At 37.4% G+C, this 21,496-nt stretch carries 17 protein-coding genes; 12 read left to right on the forward strand and 5 right to left on the reverse strand.

Translation table 11 applies throughout. The features are described 5' to 3' along the window. Positions 1-360: 360 nt before the first annotated feature. Positions 361-1,728, reverse strand: a complete 1,368-nt coding sequence (locus V0410_RS08055; protein WP_330747059.1) for a hypothetical protein — start codon at positions 1,726-1,728, stop codon at positions 361-363. 402 nt (positions 1,729-2,130) lie between these two features. On the opposite strand from V0410_RS08055, the gene V0410_RS08060 reads away from it, so the two are divergent. After that, positions 2,131-2,595, forward strand: coding sequence for a hypothetical protein (locus tag V0410_RS08060; protein ID WP_330747060.1), 465 nt, complete (start codon positions 2,131-2,133; stop codon positions 2,593-2,595). Between the two features lie 85 nt (positions 2,596-2,680). Here V0410_RS08060 and V0410_RS08065 read toward each other — a convergent pair whose 3' ends face one another. Next, on the reverse strand, positions 2,681-4,438 hold the full coding sequence (locus V0410_RS08065) for a lamin tail domain-containing protein (RefSeq protein ID WP_330747061.1): 1,758 nt from the start codon (positions 4,436-4,438) through the stop codon (positions 2,681-2,683). Positions 4,439-4,844: 406 nt separating this feature from the next. Then, complete coding sequence (locus V0410_RS08070) at positions 4,845-6,353, reverse strand: adenosine kinase (RefSeq protein ID WP_330747062.1); 1,509 nt, start codon at positions 6,351-6,353, stop codon at positions 4,845-4,847. A 433-nt stretch (positions 6,354-6,786) separates the two neighbouring features. Between V0410_RS08070 and V0410_RS08075 the strand changes: the two genes are divergently transcribed. The 4 genes from V0410_RS08075 (at position 6,787) to V0410_RS08090 (ending at position 13,042) form a co-directional block, all read left to right on the forward strand. Next, a complete protein-coding gene (locus V0410_RS08075) occupies positions 6,787-7,212 on the forward strand; it encodes a hypothetical protein (RefSeq protein ID WP_330747063.1) in 426 nt (141 codons plus the stop codon). Between the two features lie 105 nt (positions 7,213-7,317). Beyond that, positions 7,318-8,403, forward strand: coding sequence for an efflux RND transporter periplasmic adaptor subunit (locus V0410_RS08080; protein WP_330747064.1), 1,086 nt, complete (start codon positions 7,318-7,320; stop codon positions 8,401-8,403). Positions 8,404-8,418: 15 nt separating this feature from the next. After that, positions 8,419-11,580: an efflux RND transporter permease subunit gene (locus V0410_RS08085; protein WP_330747065.1), complete on the forward strand. Its 3,162-nt coding sequence runs from the start codon at positions 8,419-8,421 to the stop codon at positions 11,578-11,580. After that, the gene (locus tag V0410_RS08090) at positions 11,573-13,042 is read left to right on the forward strand and encodes a TolC family protein (protein ID WP_330747066.1); all 1,470 of its coding nucleotides are present in this window, start codon (positions 11,573-11,575) and stop codon (positions 13,040-13,042) included. Before V0410_RS08085 ends, V0410_RS08090 begins: the two co-directional genes overlap by 8 nt. Positions 13,043-13,607: 565 nt before the next feature. Here the strand turns inward: V0410_RS08090 and V0410_RS08095 are convergent. Then, a complete protein-coding gene (locus V0410_RS08095; protein ID WP_330747067.1) occupies positions 13,608-14,129 on the reverse strand; it encodes a DUF305 domain-containing protein in 522 nt (173 codons plus the stop codon). Positions 14,130-14,889: 760 nt separating this feature from the next. Between V0410_RS08095 and V0410_RS08100 the strand changes: the two genes are divergently transcribed. From V0410_RS08100 to V0410_RS08115, 4 genes are all read left to right on the forward strand, one after another. Beyond that, positions 14,890-15,450: a hypothetical protein gene (locus V0410_RS08100; protein WP_227941789.1), complete on the forward strand. Its 561-nt coding sequence runs from the start codon at positions 14,890-14,892 to the stop codon at positions 15,448-15,450. A gap of 80 nt (positions 15,451-15,530) precedes the next feature. After that, complete coding sequence (locus V0410_RS08105; protein WP_110010464.1) at positions 15,531-16,250, forward strand: ABC transporter ATP-binding protein; 720 nt, start codon at positions 15,531-15,533, stop codon at positions 16,248-16,250. A 23-nt stretch (positions 16,251-16,273) separates the two neighbouring features. Further along, complete coding sequence (locus tag V0410_RS08110) at positions 16,274-16,759, forward strand: hypothetical protein (RefSeq protein WP_330747068.1); 486 nt, start codon at positions 16,274-16,276, stop codon at positions 16,757-16,759. A 149-nt stretch (positions 16,760-16,908) separates the two neighbouring features. Continuing rightward, the gene (locus V0410_RS08115) at positions 16,909-17,346 is read left to right on the forward strand and encodes a hypothetical protein (protein ID WP_110010462.1); all 438 of its coding nucleotides are present in this window, start codon (positions 16,909-16,911) and stop codon (positions 17,344-17,346) included. 119 nt (positions 17,347-17,465) lie between these two features. On the opposite strand, the gene V0410_RS08120 is transcribed toward V0410_RS08115, so the two are convergent. Next, positions 17,466-18,266 carry a patatin-like phospholipase family protein gene (locus V0410_RS08120; RefSeq protein ID WP_330747069.1) on the reverse strand — a complete coding sequence of 267 codons (801 nt, stop codon included), beginning with the start codon at positions 18,264-18,266 and terminating at the stop codon, positions 17,466-17,468. A 278-nt stretch (positions 18,267-18,544) separates the two neighbouring features. Here V0410_RS08120 and chrA point away from each other — a divergent pair, with 278 nt between their 5' ends. The 3 genes from chrA to V0410_RS08135 all read left to right on the forward strand — a co-directional run bounded on the left by chrA (position 18,545) and on the right by V0410_RS08135 (position 21,462). Beyond that, a complete protein-coding gene (gene chrA, locus V0410_RS08125) occupies positions 18,545-19,669 on the forward strand; it encodes a chromate efflux transporter (protein WP_330747070.1) in 1,125 nt (374 codons plus the stop codon). Positions 19,670-19,862: 193 nt separating this feature from the next. Next, entirely contained in the window at positions 19,863-20,441 is a 579-nt protein-coding gene (locus V0410_RS08130; RefSeq protein ID WP_330747071.1) for a TetR/AcrR family transcriptional regulator, read from the forward strand. 43 nt (positions 20,442-20,484) lie between these two features. Then, entirely contained in the window at positions 20,485-21,462 is a 978-nt protein-coding gene (locus tag V0410_RS08135) for a nuclear transport factor 2 family protein (protein WP_330747072.1), read from the forward strand. Positions 21,463-21,496: the final 34 nt, after the last annotated feature.

The raw sequence follows: 21,496 nt of genomic DNA on the forward strand, positions 1-21,496 counted from the left end.
TCAGAAATCATAGTAGCCAAAAAGATACCGCTACGTTTCTCAGTTTTATACTAGTCTACTACAAACTATCTTTTGTAATAGAAAAAAACTTGTAAATCTTTACGTTAAACGAACGTTCTCTAAAGTATTTATTGGTAAGCTCAAAGTTTCTCCTCACAGCCTCGAATATACTTTCGTGTTAAGCATTATAAATCAAAGATTCTGAAAACAACATTTTAAAATAATAACAAAACCCTTTTCAGTTTTTCTGAAAAGGGTTTTCTAGTTTTGAAGCTGAAAGGAAATTATGAAGTTAACCGGAACAGCTGCTTATATTTATTAAAAAATGGTGTTATAACTGTAATATCTTTAAGATACTTATTACAAAGGTGTACAAACAACAGACATTGTAGCTTCCATCTGTCTGTACGATCCACCTTTATTACATTGGCTGTATGCATAAAACTGTTCACCAGCATTTAGTATAAAAACAGCAGTAATATTGGTGTATCCATCGCCTAAATAATTAGATCCGTAATGCTGGGTTAGCTTGCCACCCGAAATATTCCTTACCCCAACGGTTACTCCTCTGTAATGGCTTTCCTCTACTGTCCCTGCAGGAACCTGGTCGAAGTGTGCGGTGATGTTTATGGTGTATAATCCTGTTTTGGTTGCCTGAAAGGTACCGTTATCTATTCTTGTAAGATAAGCGTTATTAGAAAGGTAGGTATTTTCAAACCACATGATGGCAGAGGAACCATCTGCAGATTTTACTGAAGGCCCTGTTCTTGTAGCAACCAAAGCACTGGCCGGTGTTGTGATGTCTACTTTTTTAGCAACCCCGTTAGTATCTAATGCCATTAACATGTCTGTGCTGTTCATTGTGGATGACGGGACACCTCTGAATCTTACATTTCCGTCTACATCAAGCTTTTGTGTAGGAGACATTGCATAGTTGGTATCATAACGTCCTATTCCCATAGATCCGTATTCGTTAATTACAACAGCCGGCCGGTCACTGGTAGAAAGTGTAAGAGCTGAAGAATTGGTTGAGCCGTCTCCCCAATAATTGGCTTTTATCCCTGCCAATGGGTAATTAGCCCCAAAAATCTTTCCGTTAAAGGATAGTTTTCCAAGCTCTGTTCCGGCAGATAGGTTATTCCCTGCTGTTCTTTCCAGATTAATTAATGGAGAACTATTGGTTGACTGAACTTTCAACTGATTACTATCAGGATTTCCGTTTTCTTTTATATGCAGCGCTGTATCAGGGGAAGCAGTCCCTATTCCTACTCTTCCATTGTCTTTAATGACAAAATCAGTGTTTGAAGATCTGGCAGTTCCGGTAGAAGATGCTCCTAATTTTACCATTGTGTTGGCGGGATCATCTATGAAAGCATCGGTTGTAGGATCCCCTGCGGCGATAGTTCCCGAGTTCAGTTTTTGCCAGCGGTTCAGGTTGCTGTCAAAATAAAAATATCCAGTGCTGGTTACTTCAGTTGTCTGCCCGCCGGGAGCCGTATCAGCAGCTGTTACATACACCAATGCTCCCTGCTGTTTTTGGGTATATGTTTTTGCTCTGAGTTGTGCTCCTGTAATTCTGGGTGCAATAATACCATCGAATACATTTGTAGATGTGGGCTTACCTACTACATCCAGGCTAGCCTGAGGATCTGGTGTATTAATACCTACTTGAGAGAATACCTGAAGGCTTAATAGTAAGCCTCCAAGCAATAGAAATTTTTTTTTCATTATTTGATCATTTTGTTGGCGTAAATGTAAGTAGATGTGAAATGACAACAACAATATTTGCATACATCAATGATACACCTCCAATAAATTTAACATACAGCAATAGTGCATTTATCCTCTATATACGTTGTATAAACGGGTGGACTTTTTTCATCAGAATATTCTATTCCACTATCTTCTGCACGCAGAAATATCCCCGTCAAGGTTTAAAACCTTGACAGCGATTCCAACATAAGCCTTTTTCTGTGGAAATTATACTGCACAGGAAAACCGTACTTTCTTTCTTCACTTTGGCCCTGCTACTATATGAAGCTTTTTGCATAGTAAGTAAGAATCTTCAAAAAAAACATCATCTTTCAAAAGAAACTCCCAAATATTCCGTTTAATTCTTAAATTTGGCTTATGCGAAAGAATTTTTATTTCATCCTTATATTATGCACGCTTACCAGCTGCTATACCTATCAGGTAAAAAAGCCAGCGGATCCGGCTGCCAACAATAATCAGGCTTCTAAAAAAAATACCGTTGCAGCGAATAATACTTCTGCAGAAATGGCGGGTACAAACCCTGCATCCCAGAGTCTGAACGCCCAACCTGCACCTGTGAATATTCAGGAGAAACTGGCTGCCGGTAAAAATGTTAAAATTGAAGTCGACAGCAAAAGTTATAAAGTCATTGTCGACCGATGGGAAGGAGACAGTCTGGTAGTACACCCGGTTCGTAATGCTAAAAAAAATCTGAAATTCCATAAGAACCAGATCAATAGTGAGAGAATTGCAGAAAAACGCTTTTCACAGCCTATTGCTGATATTCTTACCGTTACGGCTTATGCAGCCATTGGTGTTGGAATCTATCTTTTGGTCAAATAGTTTTTAAAACTTTAATACAATACAATCTAACAAAATAGACTGCCTTGTTGAGACAGTCTATTTTTATGATCTATTTTTGGGTTGGTTATGGCCAGATCACTCCGGATTGTTTAGGACTTGTCCAGGGTTTTCCTGCAGGGCTTGTACCCGGATGGGCGGCAAGACATTCGCTGACCCACGTAGCCCCCACAGCATGCGATTTTACTTTTTTCACAGAACAATAGGTCGTTCCGAAGTTATCTTTATACAGCTGATAGTTAGGATAGGCACCTTTAGCGACTAACTCTTCATCATTAAGAAGCTCAACATCATCACTCACTTCCGCAGGATAATCCACAATAGCACCAAGAACCCACGCTATGGAATCTCTATTATTACCTGCTACCAGACTTGGCGGAGGGCTGAGTGTGATCTTGATCGTAGATTTTGACTGATCCACAGAAAACGAAGAAGAATAGGTAGATTCTTTAACACTTGCCAAAGGAATTCCCAAAAAAGAAAGCGTAGCAGAAGAAGACTGTTCAAAGGTTTTCTGAATGCTTTTATAATCTTCACCTGTTACGGTGATTTCTACTGTAGGATAATTGGAAATGGCCACTCCGTTCAACAAACCGAAAGGTCCTTCAGGTCCGAATTTCATTCCCGGATCCGGAGAAAATTTGTATCCTGAGATATGTTTTTCTTCCTCTTTATCTCTGCTGTTGATCTGTGCTTTACGGATAGGATCGAACCATGCCCAGTACATATTGCTGGCTATATTAAAATCTTTTGGTCCAAAGTTTACAAGGGTAACTCCTGTAAACATCATGGATATTTTGATGGAGTTTTTGCTTGTCGCAATATTTTCACTAAAATAGTTGGCATTGCCTCCAATTCCTAAGGTAAAGAAATCAAAGATAGGAATAGAAAAACCCGTTTTCCCCTCAACGGAAACACGGAAACGGCTATCAGATTCACGGCTTACTTCCATATCAATCTGTGCGGTTTGAGATGTATTTTTAAGACCATTTAAAATCTGGTCAAGCGGAGTGGTCACCTCAAAAGCCGGTAAGATACTGTCATCATTCAGGAGCAGTCCGCCATTTTCTTTTTTAGGATTCTGTACATTTTTTAAGGCTTTGGATAAGTATCCGTTATTCATTGTTACATTGTTCTGCAAAGATATGGTGGCACCCAGCGCATCCAGATAACTGGCCAATACAGGGATAATAGGTTTTCCGCTAGCCGGTGTCTTATTCAGTAAGGCATCGAGGTTATCACTTTTCTGAATCTGGTATAAAGTAGTAGCAGGATTCGCCCATTCTGTAGCAATTTTATCCATAATGATATCGATAGGCTGCATGGTATCGGTAGCCGGAGGAAGCGTATTATAAGCAGCTACCCAGGCGTTAAGCAATGCCATTTGCTGATCTGTAGCTCTTGTATGGGCATCATTCAGTACAGCTGTATCTTCTAATGATAGAGAATAATTGACTTTTGAGAAAGCATCAATAAAATAATTGGTAAATACCTGATCCAGCTGCACGGGTTCAGTACTGGCTCTAAGGTTGGAAGAGATCCAGTCATACGTTTTCTTGTTAAACTTCAGATTAGACGGATCCTGCCAGTAGTAAGGAAAATTTCCTTTGCCGTTGATGGTGATCGCCGAGAGCTCTGTACTTAAAACACTTGCTAGAATATCATTGGCTCTGTCTTTCAGTTCTGTAATAATTTGTGATGCTTCTACAAACGGAGCAACATTTTCTGGATTTTTCATGATAATAATATTGGGTATGGTTCCTACTCTTTTGCTGGCTTTTCGGATGCTGCCGTTGTTCAGGGTTTCGAAGCTTCTTTTGAACATAACAAAGTAACGGTGAAAAAGAGCCGGATCTCAGAGTATAAATTTCCGATTTTGAAGCCAGGTATTTGTACTGTACCCTATAGGCATTTGTACGTATAAAAAGTAATAACGCTAACCGCCAGCCTCTGTGGAAGCCGGTATAATCAGTGAAAAAACAAACCATAAAAACCACAAAAGGTTTAAACACTTAAGTAGATTTAGAGTATATCTGGTGCATAATCAGTCCACGTAAGTTTAAAAAATATTTGATTTTAATTTCCGTCTGGGATGCTATACATCAAAAGGAAAAAGAATACGGGAGAATTGTCCGAGAAAAGTTTAAAAAGTAAAAAATACATCTGTTAAAATGATAAATCGCATTATTGAAGGTCAATAATGCGATCTTGTTTATTCAGGAAAAATCCGTTTAGTTTAACGTCTGATTTGTTTTCTTAACAAAATCATTCCATTGCTGGTTCAAATAAGTTATTGCTTTCTTTTTTTCACCATCATTCATAGAAGAATAATTAATAGAATTGAAAACCAGTTTTTTCAGGGCTTTCACATCCAGCTCCCAATACACCTGTGTTACCCAGAAATCATAGCTGAGACCGGTATATCCATAGACAGAAGGGTCATCACTGCTGATGGAACACTGTACTCCGTTACTTAATAAAACTCTTGCCGGATGATTTCTCAGATCACTTACATAACCTAAGATCTGATTACTGATCGGGCTTACCTCAACCAGCTTGTTTTGTTTTCTGATCTGATCCATGGTTTTTGGAAAATAGATGAGATTCAGTCCGTGACCGATTCTTTTATTATTGAGCGGTGCTACATCCAGAACATTTGTATTCAACCTAGAATTGCTTTCTCCGGCATGAAGGAAAAGAGGTAGCTCCACCTTATACTTTGCACTAAGTTCATTCATTTTTGCCCAGTTTTTTTCAAAAAAACTGATATGATGACCTGCTGCTTCATCTGCTACAAGGTCAAAACCTGAGATCATATCCGGAAATTCTTTCTTCATTTCAAACGCTGTTTCCAGCTGTTTCCCAATGCTTTCATTATCCAGGAATTTAAAACTTGAATAGATCAGTTTCAGGGTGAACTGCGGATCTGACTGGTGTATAACTTTAAGAATGTCCTGCAGATCTGTGATAGAAGTTTCCAAAGAATATTTTCCATGCTGAAAATCATAAAGTTCATCAAAGATATATCTGATTTCTACGTGCTGTACTTTGTCTTTTATCAAATCCTGAAATCCTTTCAGATAATATGCTTTAAAGAAAGGACGGTACGGAAGCAGCAAACTGATACGTTTAAAACGTTTTTCAAATTCAATCCAATAATCTGTGTAAGAGCAAAGGTTGTCTCTTCTCAATGTAAGAAGATCCTGCAGTTCTTTTTCAAAACCAGGGTTTGAAGTAAGCTTTTTATCAAGACTTACAAATCCGTCCGGAACTTTTCCTTTTTCAAAAAAAGCCAGCTGTCCGAAAATGTACTGATCATTATCTTTCTGATCGAAAACATAGCATTCCTGGTATTTTCTGGCCGTTGAAATAATCCATTTTACGTCTGTTATTCCACCGCTGTGGGTATGCAGCAGGCCTCCTTTAGGCATTGTCTGAAGAATTTCAAACAGCTTGCTGCTTTCTATTAATGGTTTTAATTCATTAAAAGAGCTGTTATATAAAGATATTTTCTTGGCTTCCGAATCACTGATAAACTGTTTACGAATCTGGAATAGTTTTTTATCCAAAGCGCTTTCTTCGTCGGACAATTTTATATCAGCATCAAATGCCATTAACGCATTTTCTGTCTCTGATAATGCCAGATTCTGTTGGTATACAGGTTTTTCAGTCACTTTAGCCTGGCCCCAAAATAAGGGTGCTCCAAAAAGTGATATATAAATAAGGTATTTTTTCATCATAATAAATATTGGAGGAGTTTTTTGTACTATCGGTTATGCTTTAACCGTTAAAAGTAGCTTTTTACAGCAAAAATTGTGCAAAATAAAGCTAATTCAAAAATAATATTAAATTTTTTAAAACCTCCAAGTAATTATAATGAAATAAAAAGGATGTAACATCAATGCTGCAGACTTATATTGACCAAAAATTATCTATGATCCTTTACTGGAAAGAGGTTCTGAACTGCGGAGGAGAAAGACTGGCATTATTTTTAGACAGCCCGGTAAAGGATTGGAATTGCTCACCCCTGATTCCTACCTTATTTCATTTATTTTTTCAATGAAAAAACTTACTTTTTAACACTTTTTTAATCTTTAGCGGTTGCACCTATTTTGAAGTTTAATTACCTTTGTCTCTGGGATGCGGAAAAGATTTTATCAATATTTATACAGTTTGCTATTTGCGTTGCTTACCATTTTAGGATGGTATTACGGGCAAATTCAGCAGTATATATCAACGGATATTTCTTCCGATCTTCATTTTACCACTGATCTTCTTGTTCACGAAAAAAAGAGCTTCAAAGACTCTTTTGCATTTCTTAAAAATAATGAAGCTCACGATACTTACAATGTCAGCCATCCCCGGTACAACAAAATCAGAGCTAATCTTTCTGAAAACGACAATGAAAATGACGACAACGTAGAGACCTCCGGTTCTACCGAGCTTCTTGCCCTTTTCAAAGATGGTTTCTGGCATCTGATTTCAGGTTTCGTTACTACATTTCACAACAGACAAATCGCTGTTTCACTTGCCCAATCAGAACATTTAAAGACCTTACATGATGATCTGTACATCCAGTACAGGGTCATCCGACTGTGATTTTATACTAATTTTTTCGAAAACCTTATCCGCTTTCATCCTTTATTGTGAAAGCCGGTCACTCTATTTTTTCAATTATAAATTATTATAAAACAATATATTATCATGGTCAAGAAAAGTCTCATGTATATCAACTTGTGCCTTATTCTCTTGTTTGTAAGCTGTCAATCTGAAAAAAAGGAAAAAACAGAAGCAGCGTCATTCAACGTAACAAGCCCGCTTATTAAAGATACTTTGGTGAACAAAGATTATGTTGCGCAAATCCGTTCTATTAATCATATTGAGCTTCGAGCCCAGGAAAAAGGATACATTCAGTCTATTTATGTAGATGAAGGACAGTTTGTACAAAAAGGGCAGCTGCTGTTCAAAATCATGCCTAATCTTTATGAATCTGATGTAAACCGTGCCAAAGCGGAAACCAAATACGCACAAATCGAATATCAGAATACCAAAAACCTTTCTGACAAAAACATTGTTGCCCCTCAGGAAATGGCTATGGCTAAAGCAAGATATGAAAAAGCCCAGGCCGAACTTGCTTCAATGAATACCCATTTAAAATTTACCGAAATCCGTGCTCCTTTCAATGGAATTGTAGGAAAATTACACGTACGTAAAGGAAGCCTTGTAGATGAAGGCGAGCTTGTGACTGAACTTTCCGACAACAGCAAAATGTGGGTATATTTCAATGTACCGGAAGCTGAATATCTTAATCAGATGGACGCGAAAAAAGATGACAATCCATTGCATGTACGTCTTAGAATGGCCAATGGCAAAGAGTTTACACAAGATGGTATTGTACAAACCATAGAGTCTGATTTTGACAATGAAACCGGAAATATCGCTTACAGGGCTACTTTTCCGAACCCGAAGGGACTGCTGAGATACGGAGAAACCGGAAACATCGTTATCACCTCTCCTTATGCCAATGCAATGATGATTCCACAGAAAGCAACTTTCGAAGAGCTGGAAAAGAAATATGTCTATGTGATCGGTAAAGATGGTAAAGTACATGCAAGAGAAATAAAAGTGGCTGCCGAATTACCGCATATTTATGTAGTGGCTTCAGGACTTGGAAAGGATGACAGAATCCTACTTGAGGGTCTTAGAATGGTACAGGAAAATCAAAAGATCAGTTCAAAATACCAAAAGCCTGAAAAAGTAATGTCGAACCTGGATCTGTACGCCGAGTAACCCAAAAGCAGCATTATGTTTAAAAAAGTAATACACCGACCGGTTTTCGCCATTGTAATATCGGTTGTGATCCTGTTTATGGGAGGTATCGCCATGAAGCAGCTTCCTACGGAACAGTTTCCAAAAATTGCCCCTACCACTGTAGCCGTTTCTATTGCCTATCCCGGCGCGAGTGCAGATGTATTGGTAAAATCATCTTTGATTACGATTGAAAATGCCATCAATGGAGTTCAGGGAATGCGTTACATCACCACCGATGCTACCAGTGCCGGGGAAGCTACCGTGAATGTTGTCTTTGATCCCGGAACCGATCCGAATGAGGCAGTTGTTCTGGTAAAAACCAGAGTGGACCAGGTAATGCCTTTATTACCGGAACTGGTACAGAAAGAAGGAGTTGTTGTCAACCCGATTCAGCCGAGTATGCTGATGTACGTAAACCTTTACAGTACGAATAAAAGTATGGATGAAAAATTCCTTTACAACTACTCTATGGTGAATATCATCCCGGAAATCAACCGTATCCACGGGATTGCAAAATCTCAGATCCTGGGTAGCAGAAGATATGCCATGCGTATCTGGCTGAACCCTGACCGTATGCGTGCGTATTCTATTTCTGTAGATGAGGTGATGAAAGCTATTGGCGAACAGAGTATCATCGGACGCCCGGGAAGAATCGGGCAAAGTTCCGGTATTGCAGCACAGTCGCTGGAATATGTATTGACTTATAAAGGACAATATAATAAACCGGAAGAGTATGAAAATATCATCGTCCGTTCCAATGCAGAAGGAGAAAATGTAAAGCTGAAAGATATTGCCAAAGTAGAATTGGGAAGTGAGTTCTTTGATATTTATTCCAATCTTGACGGCCATCCTTCTGCCTCTATCGTTTTAAAACAGAATTACGGAAGTAATGCCAATGACGTGATCAGAGATGTGAAAGCAAAACTGGCAGAAATGAAAGGAAACTTCCCTCCGGGAGTTGATTATAAAATCAGTTATGACGTATCCCAGTTCCTTGATGCTTCTATTGAACAGGTGATACATACCTTAAGAGATGCATTTATTCTGGTGGCCATTGTGGTTTTCATTTTCCTTGGTGACTGGCGTTCTACATTGATTCCTATTATTGCCGTACCTGTTTCTCTGATCGGAACTTTCTTTGTCATTCAGTTCTTTGGGTTAACCATCAACCTTGTTACCCTTTTTGCTTTGGTACTGGCGATCGGTATTGTGGTTGACAACGCGATTGTTGTCATTGAAGCTGTCCACGCCAAGATGGAAGACAGTAATATTTCACCTTATAAAGCGGTAAAAGAAGTGATGGGTGAAATAGCCGGAGCTATTATTGCCATTACAGCCGTGATGGTAGCCGTGTTTATCCCTATTTCATTTATGACGGGTCCGGTGGGAACTTTCTACCGTCAGTTTTCGATTACAATGGCAAGTTCTATTGTAATTTCTGCGGTAGTAGCCCTTACTCTGACTCCGGTTTTGGCCGCAATGTTATTGAAAAACCATCATGGAAAGCCTAAAAAAGCCAATATTTTCACCAAAGCTTTAGATTCATTCAATAGCGGGTTTGATAAAATAACAGGAAAATACGCTTCATTCCTTAGAAAAATTGTGAGCCGAAAGGTGGTAACATGGGGAATTCTGATCGCATTCTGTGCCGGAATTGTGATGATCAATAAGGTTCTTCCGGGCGGGTTTATCCCGAATGAAGACCAGGGAACTATCTATGCCATCATCCAGACTCCTCCGGGTTCTACCCTTGAGCAGACGAATAAGGTTTCCAGAACGTTGCAGAAAATCTGTATGGGAGTAAACGGTGTGGAATCTGTATCATCCCTGGCAGGATATGAAATCATGACGGAAGGCCGTGGATCGAATGCAGGGACCTGTCTGATCAACCTTAAAAGCTGGAACGACCGTGATCATTCTGTGAAGGAGATCATGGAAGAGCTGGAAGAAAAATCAAAAGACCTTGGAGCAACCATTGAGTTCTTTGAACCACCGGCTGTACCGGGGTTCGGATCTTCGGGAGGTTTCTCTATGAGATTGCTTGATCTGAACAGAACGACCGATTATCAGGAATTTGATAAAGCCAATAAAGATTTCATCGCACAGCTTAAAAAACGTAAGGAGCTTTCAGGAGTCTTCACCTTTTTTGCGGCTAATTATCCTCAGTATGAGCTGGTTTTTGATAATAATGCGGCGATGCAGAAAGGAGTTTCTATCGGAAAAGCGATGGACAACCTCAACATTCTGATCGGTAGTACCTATGAACAGGGCTTTATCCGTTTCGGACAGTTCTTTAAAGTCTATGTACAATCCTCTCCGGAATTCAGAAGACTTCCGACGGATATTATGAATCTGTATGTGAAAAACGACCGTGATGAAATGGTGCCTTATTCCGCATTTATGACGATGAAAAAGACACAGGGGCCTAATGAAATCACCCGTTACAACATGTACAATTCTGCGGCAATCCGCGGACTTCCGGCTGCAGGGTATACAACAGCGGATGCTATTCAGGCAATCAATGAAACAGCGGCTAAAACACTTCCTCACGGATATAAAGTGGCATGGGAAGGATTGTCTTATGATGAGGCCCAGCGTGGGAATGAAGCCATATATGTCTTCCTTGTTGTTTTGGTATTTGTGTATCTGGTTCTGGCGGCTCAGTATGAAAGTTTTCTTATTCCGTTTGCGGTACTTTGTTCACTCCCAGTCGGAGTTTTCGGATCTTTCTTATTATTAAAGGCAATGGGACTGGAAAATGACATCTACGCACAGGTTGGATTGATCATGATTATCGGATTACTGGGTAAAAACGCAGTACTTATTGTAGAATTTGCCGTGAAAAGACGCCAGGCAGGAGATTCTATTCTTGAAGCTGCGGTAGAAGGCTCCAAAGCCCGTTTCAGACCGATCCTGATGACTTCTTTTGCCTTTATTGCAGGATTGGTTCCGCTTGTTTTTGCAAGAGGTGCGGGAGCGATCGGAAACCATACCATTGGGGCATCTTCACTGGGAGGAATGCTGATAGGAACGCTATTCGGAGTGATTGTCATTCCGGGGCTCTACTACATATTTGCCAAGTGGTCTGATGGTAAAAAAATGATCAAAGACGAAGATGAATCTCCATTAAGCGAAGACATGATCCATTATGAATAAAAGAAAAATATATCAATATGCAGGTCTGGCAGTCGTTTTATTAAGTCTTACTGCCTGTAAACCTATAGAAATAGCACAACGTACTGAGAACAAAACTGTCCCTGAAAAATACGGTTCAGCAGAAAATGACACTATCAATACGGGAAAAATGAAATGGAATGAATATTTCAGTGATCCTCATCTTCAGGAGCTGATCAGTCAGGCCCTGCAGAATAATCAGGAACTGAATATTGTTCTTCAGGAAATTGAAATGTCTAAAAATGAAATCAAAGCCAGGAAAGGTGAATATCTTCCTTCTGTAGGTTTAAAAGCCGGAGCTGGCGTAGACAAAGTAAGCCGGTACACCAATATCGGAGCCATGGAGGCCAATACTGAAATAGAACCCGGCAGAGAAATGCCGGAACCTTTATTTGACTTTGGTGTTGGTGCCCAGGCACAGTGGGAAACAGATATCTGGGGAAAACTTCATAATGCTACAAGAGCACAGGTGCAAAGGTATCTTGCGAGCATTGAAGGAAAGAACTTCATGACCACTCATCTGATTTCTGAGATTGCCGATTCTTATTATGAGCTGCTGGCACTGGATAATGAGCTGGTCATTTTGAATCAGAATATCAAAATTCAGAATGATGCTTTGGAGATTATCAAAGAACTAAAAAAGAATGCGCGATCCAATGAACTGGCCGTACAGAGATTTGAAGCCCAGGTTCTGAAAACCCAGGGCATGCAGTATGACATCCAGCAGAAGATTGTTGAAACCGAGAATAAGATCAACTATCTGGTGGGTAGATTCCCCCAGCCTGTAGAAAGAAGTCAGGATTCTTTTGATTCTGTTGTTCCGCAAGCTGTGTATGGAGGAATTCCTTCCGAACTTTTGGAAAACCGTCCGGATATCAAACAGGCTGAATATGAACTGGCTGCTGCCAAGCTTGACATTAAAGTGGCCAAAGCAAGATTCTACCCTTCTCTTGATCTTTCTGCAGGAGTCGGGTTACAGGCTTTTAATCCGCTGTATATCATCAAACCTCAGTCGTTCCTGTTCTCTCTTGCTGGAGAACTTACGGCTCCGCTGATTAACAGAAGAGCGATTAAGGCCGCCTATTATAATGCCAATGCGAAACAGATTCAGGCAGTGTATCATTATGAGCAGACTGTTCTGGGAGCTTATATTGAGGTAGCCAATCAGCTGTCTAAAATTCATAATCTGGAAAGCAGTGTGAATATCAAAACGAAGGAAGTAAATGCTTTAACAAAGTCTATAGACATTTCCAACGACCTGTTCAAATATGCCCGTGCTGATTATATGGAGGTTTTACTGACTCAAAGGGATGCCCTGGAATCAAGGTTTGAGCTTGTAGAAAAGAAAGTGAACCAACTTAAAGCGAGTGTTGCTGTTTACAGAGCGCTTGGCGGTGGTTGGGATCAGGCTCCGTTGGCAGTTCCGGATATTACCAAACAATAAATTCTTTTCAATCTTGTTTTTATAGGGGTCTGCCGTGAGGCAGGCTTCTTTTTTTAGATGATTTCTTTAATCTTTGGTAAACGGGCTAAAGACCGTTCCTATTGAATGTTTTTGTTTTTCCCACAGATCGCACAGATGGGCACAGATGTTTGAGTATATTTCTTCAATTCATAATTCATAATTCATAATTCATAATTTATAATTCTATTCTAGCCCTGATAGCAGCGGTTACCCCGCAGCAGGAAGTGGATTCAGCCCTGTGCGAGGAGTATGAGCGGATAGCAGGATGAAGCTTCTAATGCTCAGCATGGTTTATCTCATATCCCCTTTTATAAGGGTTTGCCTTTTATTAAATTATTTTGACTCTAAGGTAAGGTGCTGATATTTTTTTGACTTTCACTTGCTAAAAATCTTTCTTCTCGCGGCTTAAAATTATTCATAGAATTAAAGAAACTTTGCATTTTTCGTTTTCAAAAAACATATAATTTTCATGGAAACTAAATTATTAAAATATTCTGATTAAAATAACAGTATATCAATATTTGTGTTATTTCAGATTCCTGCCCTATCTTCTTTCAAATTCTCTGAGTTTGTGCTTCATCAGCTTGATTTCTTCGGATTGTGTTTTAAGAATATTTTTCTGCAGGGTAATCAGCTGCGGATCGGTAAGATGTGCCTTTTGAGACATTAAAATAGCTGCTGCATGATGAGGAATCATACTTTTGACAAACTGCCTGTCATCAACATTCATCTGTTCTCTGATTCCGAACCAGGAAAAAATACCTGATGTTACGGCAATGATCACGATAGTCCAATTTATGGCTTTGTTGGTATACATCTTTCGCATCACCCACAATTCTATGAGAAGCATCGCTGAAGTCATCAACAAAGCCATATATAGATTATTAATGTTCGAAATAAGATTCTTCAGGCTGTCTATCATCGCATACATAATGATATACATCGCGCAAAACATCACTACAGCCATCAACACAAATTGTCCGTACATTGCAGAGGAAGGACGTTTTGAATGCTTTTCAACTTCCATGGAAGAAGGTGCTCCATGCTTATGCTCTGTATTTTCCATAAAAAAGAAATTTAATTGATTATTGACATTTCTGAATAAGGTACCATCAGCATTTTTGAAGTATTACTCCTCATATAAATTCAAACCACCATTAAAAATACTGACTTTTATCTTACTGATTTATGTTTTCACTCATATTAATTGACAAAAATATTTACTTGTACAATCTGAGGAAAAAGATATATTCGGGAGCTCAAATCTTTAAAACAACCATTTAAAGATTCAATAAGAATTTTCTTATATCTCAATTTTTAGCAAAAAAAAAGTAATGACCAAAACACAATTATTTTTCACAGGTGTATTTTCTACGTTGTTATCTGTTGCCGCAGCAGCTCAGAAACAAGACGTGAATACTGGAGTTTCAAAGAAGCTGCAATAAAGAATGTAATTCTTACAGCTATAGCTTCTCATTGATATTTTTTATTGATTAATTCACAAAACCTCATTTTTAACATTTATTTTTAATAAATTTTTAATTTCATAACACCTGAGTAAATTTCACTCTGTTTCTCAACACCTTACACCAGATTTGAAATATAAACCTGGCTTATACAAAAATAACAGCACTGTCACAAAAGAGATTAAAACCCTGTGAATCACAACTCTTTACATAAACAATGAAGCCCATAACATCAGCAGATGATCTCTTATAAGTATTAAAAAAAAATGTTACTTTTGCTTTAACGAATTAAAATTGCTTTTTAGCTTTTTTATGAGTAAATTTATGTGCACCAAGTTATAAAACATTAAAATTCATTCCATGAGAAAAATAATTCTACTTATTACATGTATGTTCGGTATTTCAGTTTTCTCACAGATCAAAGTGTTGAAAAATGAAAGTTTGGTGGAAATTGGTAAAGATAATTCCGTTGGTCTCTATAAAAAGGAAGATAAATTTACAGTTAACTACCAGGATCTGAACACCAGCAACCTGAATACAATCCGATCTTTTTCATTCCAGAACCTTAATGGAGATGTTGCCGGGCTCTATAAACTGATTATGGATGGTTTTATTTCCACTCCAGAAGAAAATGTTATATTGGAACTGCCTAATGATATCATAGAGCTTCATTATGAAAAGAACTACGGGCAGCAGACCATGCAGTTTATTCAGGTGATCAACAAGAACCGGAAATACATTGGAAAATCACAGTTTTTAACCCAAAAACAGGTGGAGAAAATTTTTGGAAGAACAAACGGAAAATATGCCATGTATGACAAACCTTCCAGCATAAACCCTTCGGCAGTAAAAGGAGCCACCAATACTGCTTCTACAGCAGCTCCGGCATCTGGCGGAGCCAAGAAAAAATCAAGAAAATAATTATATTTTATAAATATTGCGAAACTCATTCTATCGGATGAGTTTTTTTATTTTATTTTTGCAGAAAGACATTATAATTTATGCCGCTTCAGATAATCAATTTAACCAAAAAATTTGGTGAACAGACTGCTCTTGACAACATCAACATTTCTATTGATAAAAATGAGATCATCGGTCTTCTTGGCCCAAACGGTGCCGGAAAATCTACGCTGATGAAGTCTATTGTCGGTGCGCTGAAAATTGATCAGGGAGAAATTATTTTTAATGGAATGAATATCTCAGACCATGAGATTGAAAGCAAAAAGAAAATCGGTTTTCTTCCTGAGAATAATCCGCTGTATCTGGAGATGTATGTGAAAGAATATCTTCAGTTTGTAGCCAATATCCACAAAATTTCCGAATCCAGAGTAGATGAAGTGATTGAACTCGTAGGAATTACTCCGGAAAAATCAAAAAAAATCGGACAGTTGTCTAAGGGATACAAGCAACGTGTAGGATTGGCACAAGCGATCATTCATCAGCCGGATCTGCTGATTCTGGATGAACCTACCAATGGTCTGGATCCTAACCAAATCATTGAAATCCGTAATGTGGTGAAACAGATCGGACAGCAAAAGACTGTTTTACTATCTACCCACATCATGCAGGAAGTGGAAGCGCTTTGCTCAAGAGTCATTCTGATCCATAAAGGAAATATTCTTCAGGACTGCCCTATTGATGAATTCAAAGGAAAATTTGAAAGCCTGGAAGATGCTTTTGCAAGTTATACACAGAATTTTGAGATTAAACCTGAACATTAAATTAGGAGATCTATTTTGTAATTATGAATACAAAATTTACTTTTAAAGCTTTTTTACCAGCTTTATTGTTGATTGCCTGTTTATATATTATTATATCAATTATCCCCGGGATATTTATTACAAAAAATTATAATACTCCAGTATTTCCAAGAATATTTCTCCCAAGTATACTTTTTTTTTCGTATGTAGTACTCTTTGGAGAAGTAAGAACAAAATGTATCAAGATAACAATCAATAAAGATACTATTGTTGTAAGAAGATTTTTTGGACTTCTAACTAAAACTTATAAAACTCATGAAATTGAAGGTTGGAAGTTTAGCCATTTGACAGGTAAAGGAGGAACTTACGAATATCTTTACTTGTATAAAGAAGGAAATAAAGTTGTAAAAATATCACAATTCTATCATAAAAATTATTTTCAGATAAAAAATTACATTCAAGGAAATTTTAAGTACTTAGGTTATGAAAAGTTATCTTACACAGATGAGTTCAAAGAAATATTTAAATAATTATTTAATCTATTTTTAGCTTATACAAATTTATTATAATTAAAAAATCATTGTATAAACTTTACGCACTTGTTCTTAAAAAGAAAATTCAGCTGAAAAATGGCTCTATATTTGATAGAGTCTGAAATGTTAACCAATAACCACTCAATATGATAAAGCATATTTTATTAGGGACTTTCTGTTTAGCCCAGTTTTCTTTTGTTCAGGCTAAAGAAGTTCCCGCTCCGAAAACAGACGGTTTTATAACTTCTTCTGCCCTTCAGCAGGTACCGAAGACTGTTATTATTAAAACCAAAAAGTTCAAGATCAGAATCGACAAACAACCGAATGGAAAATACCTTTACCAGTCCTGGAATGCCAATGCAAAGATCACCGCTAAGCCAAGTATGATTATCAGTGATGGTGAGTTGATTCCTGACGGTACTGGAGGAAATTATTATATCGAATTCAGCAATGAAGGACACAGCTATCAGATCTGGAGAAATTACCTTACAGATTCTCCCAAAAAAGCACCTTACACGCTGGTTGTAAATGATGCGAATGATCGTGAAATTGTTCGCCAGGATGGCTATGTAGTGAAGAATTAAAGATGAAGATGGAGGTGAGAAGCTGGAAGTTGTTATCGTCTTTCTATAACTTCTCTTTAAGAACTCAAAACCGTTTTAAGCTTTTATAAAATAAAAATCCTGTATGATACAGGATTTTTTTATGTTCCGGATTGTCTTAATTCCGTAAAAAAACTACTTTCTTCGTAGCTATCTTTTGCTGCTTTGTAACCGATATTGAAAATCTCTTCCAACCTGTCTTTTCTTCGTTCAAAAGTCCCGTAAGACGATAGTTTCTGGGAAGAAATGAACCAGTCACAGTAATCAAATTTTATTTTTTCGATTCTGTAGGACAGAAGATCATAAGAACGGGAAACGATTGCTTTAATAGAGTTCAGATCTTTGATCTTTGCTTCATTGGGCGGAGATACAAATACACCGATCAGCTTATCACAGTCTTCTCTAATGATATCTGCGGGGAAGTTATTCAGTACTCCTCCGTCACAATACATTTCATCTCCAATGATGTAGGGAGTGGTGATTCCCGGAATGGAGCAAGAGGCAATAATAGCATCAACAATTTCAAAATCCTTATCAAAAATTTTCTGGGTACCTGCAACTAACTCTGTAGCTACGATTTTCACTTCGATATCAAGATCACCTAATTTCATTTCGTGGAAAATAGGTTTCAGGTAGTTTCTGAAGATCACTGAAGAAACCAGTCCCGGCTGATTGAACGTAAAGTGTTTCCAGTTGAAAAAATAGACAGAATTGAAGAATTCAAGGATTTCGTCCGGAGTTTTCCCGACAGCATGAAGACATCCTACAATAGATCCCGCACTGCAACAGGAAAGAATATCTATCTCAATACCTTTTTCCTGTAAGAATTTTAATACTCCTGCATGGGCGATTCCTTTGGTACCGCCTCCTGATAAAACAAGTCCTACTCTCTCAAAATTCATTGAATAAATGTAAGAAAACAGTCTGAAATAATTAAGTTAATTTTTATAAATATGTTAATTTTAAAATTATTTTAAGAAAAACGACTGTAATCACATCAAAATTCAATCAAACAGCTTTAAATCCTTAAGCGGCCTGACCTTATAATCTGCTATTAAAACCCATACTTTTCAAAATTAATGTAAAAATGACCATGCAGATATTAAAATATATCCTATAGTTTTTTACTTTTATTAAATCATTTTTTTTTAAATGGTCCTGGTAAAACCCATCGTTTAAAGTGAACAATAATAATGACTTAAAAGACCTTGCCAAATTATTTCTGAAGCTCGGGATCATTGGATTTGGAGGCCCTGCTGCCCATATCGCAATGATGCAAAAAGAAGTAGTGGCTGAAAAAAAGTGGCTGACAGATCAGGAATTTCTGGATCTTGTTGGAGCTGCCAATCTTATTCCTGGTCCTAACAGTACTGAAATGGCAATCCATATAGGACGTGAAAGAGCAGGCTGGAAAGGACTGATAGTTGCCGGGCTTTGTTTTATATTTCCTGCGGTTATTATTACAGGTATCTTTGCATGGCTATACAAAGAATATGGCCGGCTTCCCGAAGTATCTCCCTTTATTTGTGGAATAAAACCTGCCATTATAGCAATTATAATAGGTGCTGCATTCCCACTGGCAAAAAAATCAGTAAAAACTTTCCCATTAGCGGCTGTGGGAGGAATTGTTCTCCTATGCTCTTTGTTAAAAATCAATGAAATAGTTTTAATGTTCGGAGCCGGATTTTTAATATTGATAATAGAGTATCAAAGAAATAAAAAACTGAACAATTTTATTTTTATCAGTCCACTTCAGTTTTTACTATCCAACACTTCTTCCCTGCTCAATTTAAAATTATTCTGGATCTTTCTGAAAATCGGAGCCATATTATACGGCAGCGGATATGTTTTATTCGCCTTTCTGGATACAGAGCTTGTTTCAAGAGGGATTATTACCCGTCAGGAACTTATAGATGCTATCGCCGTAGGCCAGTTTACTCCGGGGCCTGTGTTTTCTTCAGTGACATTTATCGGATATCAGATTAATGGACTTTCAGGGGCTTTGGTATCTACTTTAGCCATATTCCTTCCTTCTTTTATATTTGTTGCTTTGTCGGGTCCTTTCGTAAATAAAATGAGAAATTCTGCAACATTTTCTTCTTTTCTTAACGGCGTAAATGTGGCATCTGTAGCTCTCATTCTGTCTGTATGCATCACTATGGGAATTGACAGCATTACCGACTGGAAAACAACTCTTATCGCCTGTATAAGTATAGCTGTTGTATTCGGATTAAAAAAAATAAACAGTGCTTTTGTTGTTATCGGAGGAGCACTACTAGGTTTTTTACTAAGCTTTTTATCCTGAAAAATACTAATGAGTATACTTTCACAGATAAAAATCTTTGGTTGTATGTGTATTAAACTTAACCGGTTTTTGAAACCTGTCAGGTTATTTTTACCTGTTTAAAGAATCAATTGCCAGCCTTACACGCTATTGAAGAATCTAAATAATAATAAACTCAATTTGGAACGATTGGTTTAAATTGTATATTTGCAGTATGCCAAGAAATAAAGAATTCGACTATACGGAAAAACTGGAACTAGCCCGTAATCTCTTTTGGGAAAAGGGATATCACGCTACCTCAATGCACGATATTGTAGATGCTATGAAGCTGAACAGAAGCAGTATTTATGATACCTATGGTAATAAACATGATTTGTTTTTAAAATGCTTATCCAATTATTCTGATTTCAAAGAAAATCAATATTACCAGGCGTTACAAGCAAAAAATGAAGGTATAACCGCGCTTGAAAATATTATCCGTGATGTTGTTGAACAAACTGTAACTGATAATAAAGCATGCCTTACGGTGAAAACCATTTTCGAAATTGTTCCGGAAGATCAGGAAGCCAGGCAGCTTATTTTACAAAGCGGCAAATCTTTACTGGCTATTTTAGAAAAAGCAATATTACAGGCTCAGGAAGATGGAAATATCAAAAGTACAACTTCAGCTCAGATTATTGCCCGCTATATATTATCTTCTTTCAGCAGTTTCTGGAGCCATTATAACCTGACCCAAAATAAAAAGGAAGTAATGGAAATGGTTGATTTTTTAATAGATCAAATTAAGAAATAATTTTTTTTATTAAATTCCGGAACGATCGGTTTAAATAAAATAAATGAAGAACAATATCATAATAACAGCTACTTTTCTGATATTCATAAACAGTACCCATATGAAAGCTCAGGAAAGGCCAGCAATACAACAACAAAAAAATATGAACAATACAGATCTTGCGACACTTCGCAAAAACAAAGTGAAAACGTATTTCAAAAAAGTGGATGAAGGGCAATTTGACGAAGAATATTTTAATCTCTATACAGATGATGTAGAAATATATTATCCTAAATTCGGGTTTGAAAAGGGAAAAAATGGAATCACAAATTTTGGAAAAGTAATGGGTGCCCATCTTCAAAGCCTCAGCCATGATATTGATAATTTTAAATATGTAATTTCTGACCATAGTATTGTGGTAGAAGGGACAGAAAGGGGAATTACAAGATCCGGAAAGGAGTGGCCTGATCATAAGATTTCTTATGGTAAATTCTGCAATGTTTTTGAATTCGAAGATGAATTTATCAAACGTGTACATGTGTATGTAGATCCTGATTTTACTTCAGAAGATGCAGATAGAGTAAATATCTTTAAAAATCCATCGCTGCCTATCAACAAAGAATCTCTAAAAACAACAAAAGAGGTGATAGATGAATTTTTTGCTTTACAATCCGGAAAAAAGGAAGGAAATATTTTAGATTTATTTTCTGATCATTTAGACTGGGACTTACCCGGAAATAAACAAAAATTTCCGTGGACAGGTAAAAGGCAAACCAAGAAGGAAATAGAAGAGTTTTTTAAAGAATTATACTCAAATGTCAAACCGGAAAAATTTGAAATTGACTTTATAGCTGTTAATGGTGAAAATGCCACTGCTGCCGGACATCTGTCTTCAAAAATTTTAAAATTCAACAAGATATTTACTACTGAATTTGTTGTGATTTTTAAAGTAGTGAATGGTAAAATTGTGAAATATCATTTTCTTGAGGATAGCTATAAACTTAATGAAGAAATGCAGTCCGAAGCTATTAATGTGCAATAGAGATTTACAAAGTTATTATTACTTTCACTAAAAA

The organism is Chryseobacterium sp. CP-77 (genome assembly GCF_036362765.1).
Taxonomy (GTDB): domain Bacteria; phylum Bacteroidota; class Bacteroidia; order Flavobacteriales; family Weeksellaceae; genus Chryseobacterium; species Chryseobacterium cupriresistens.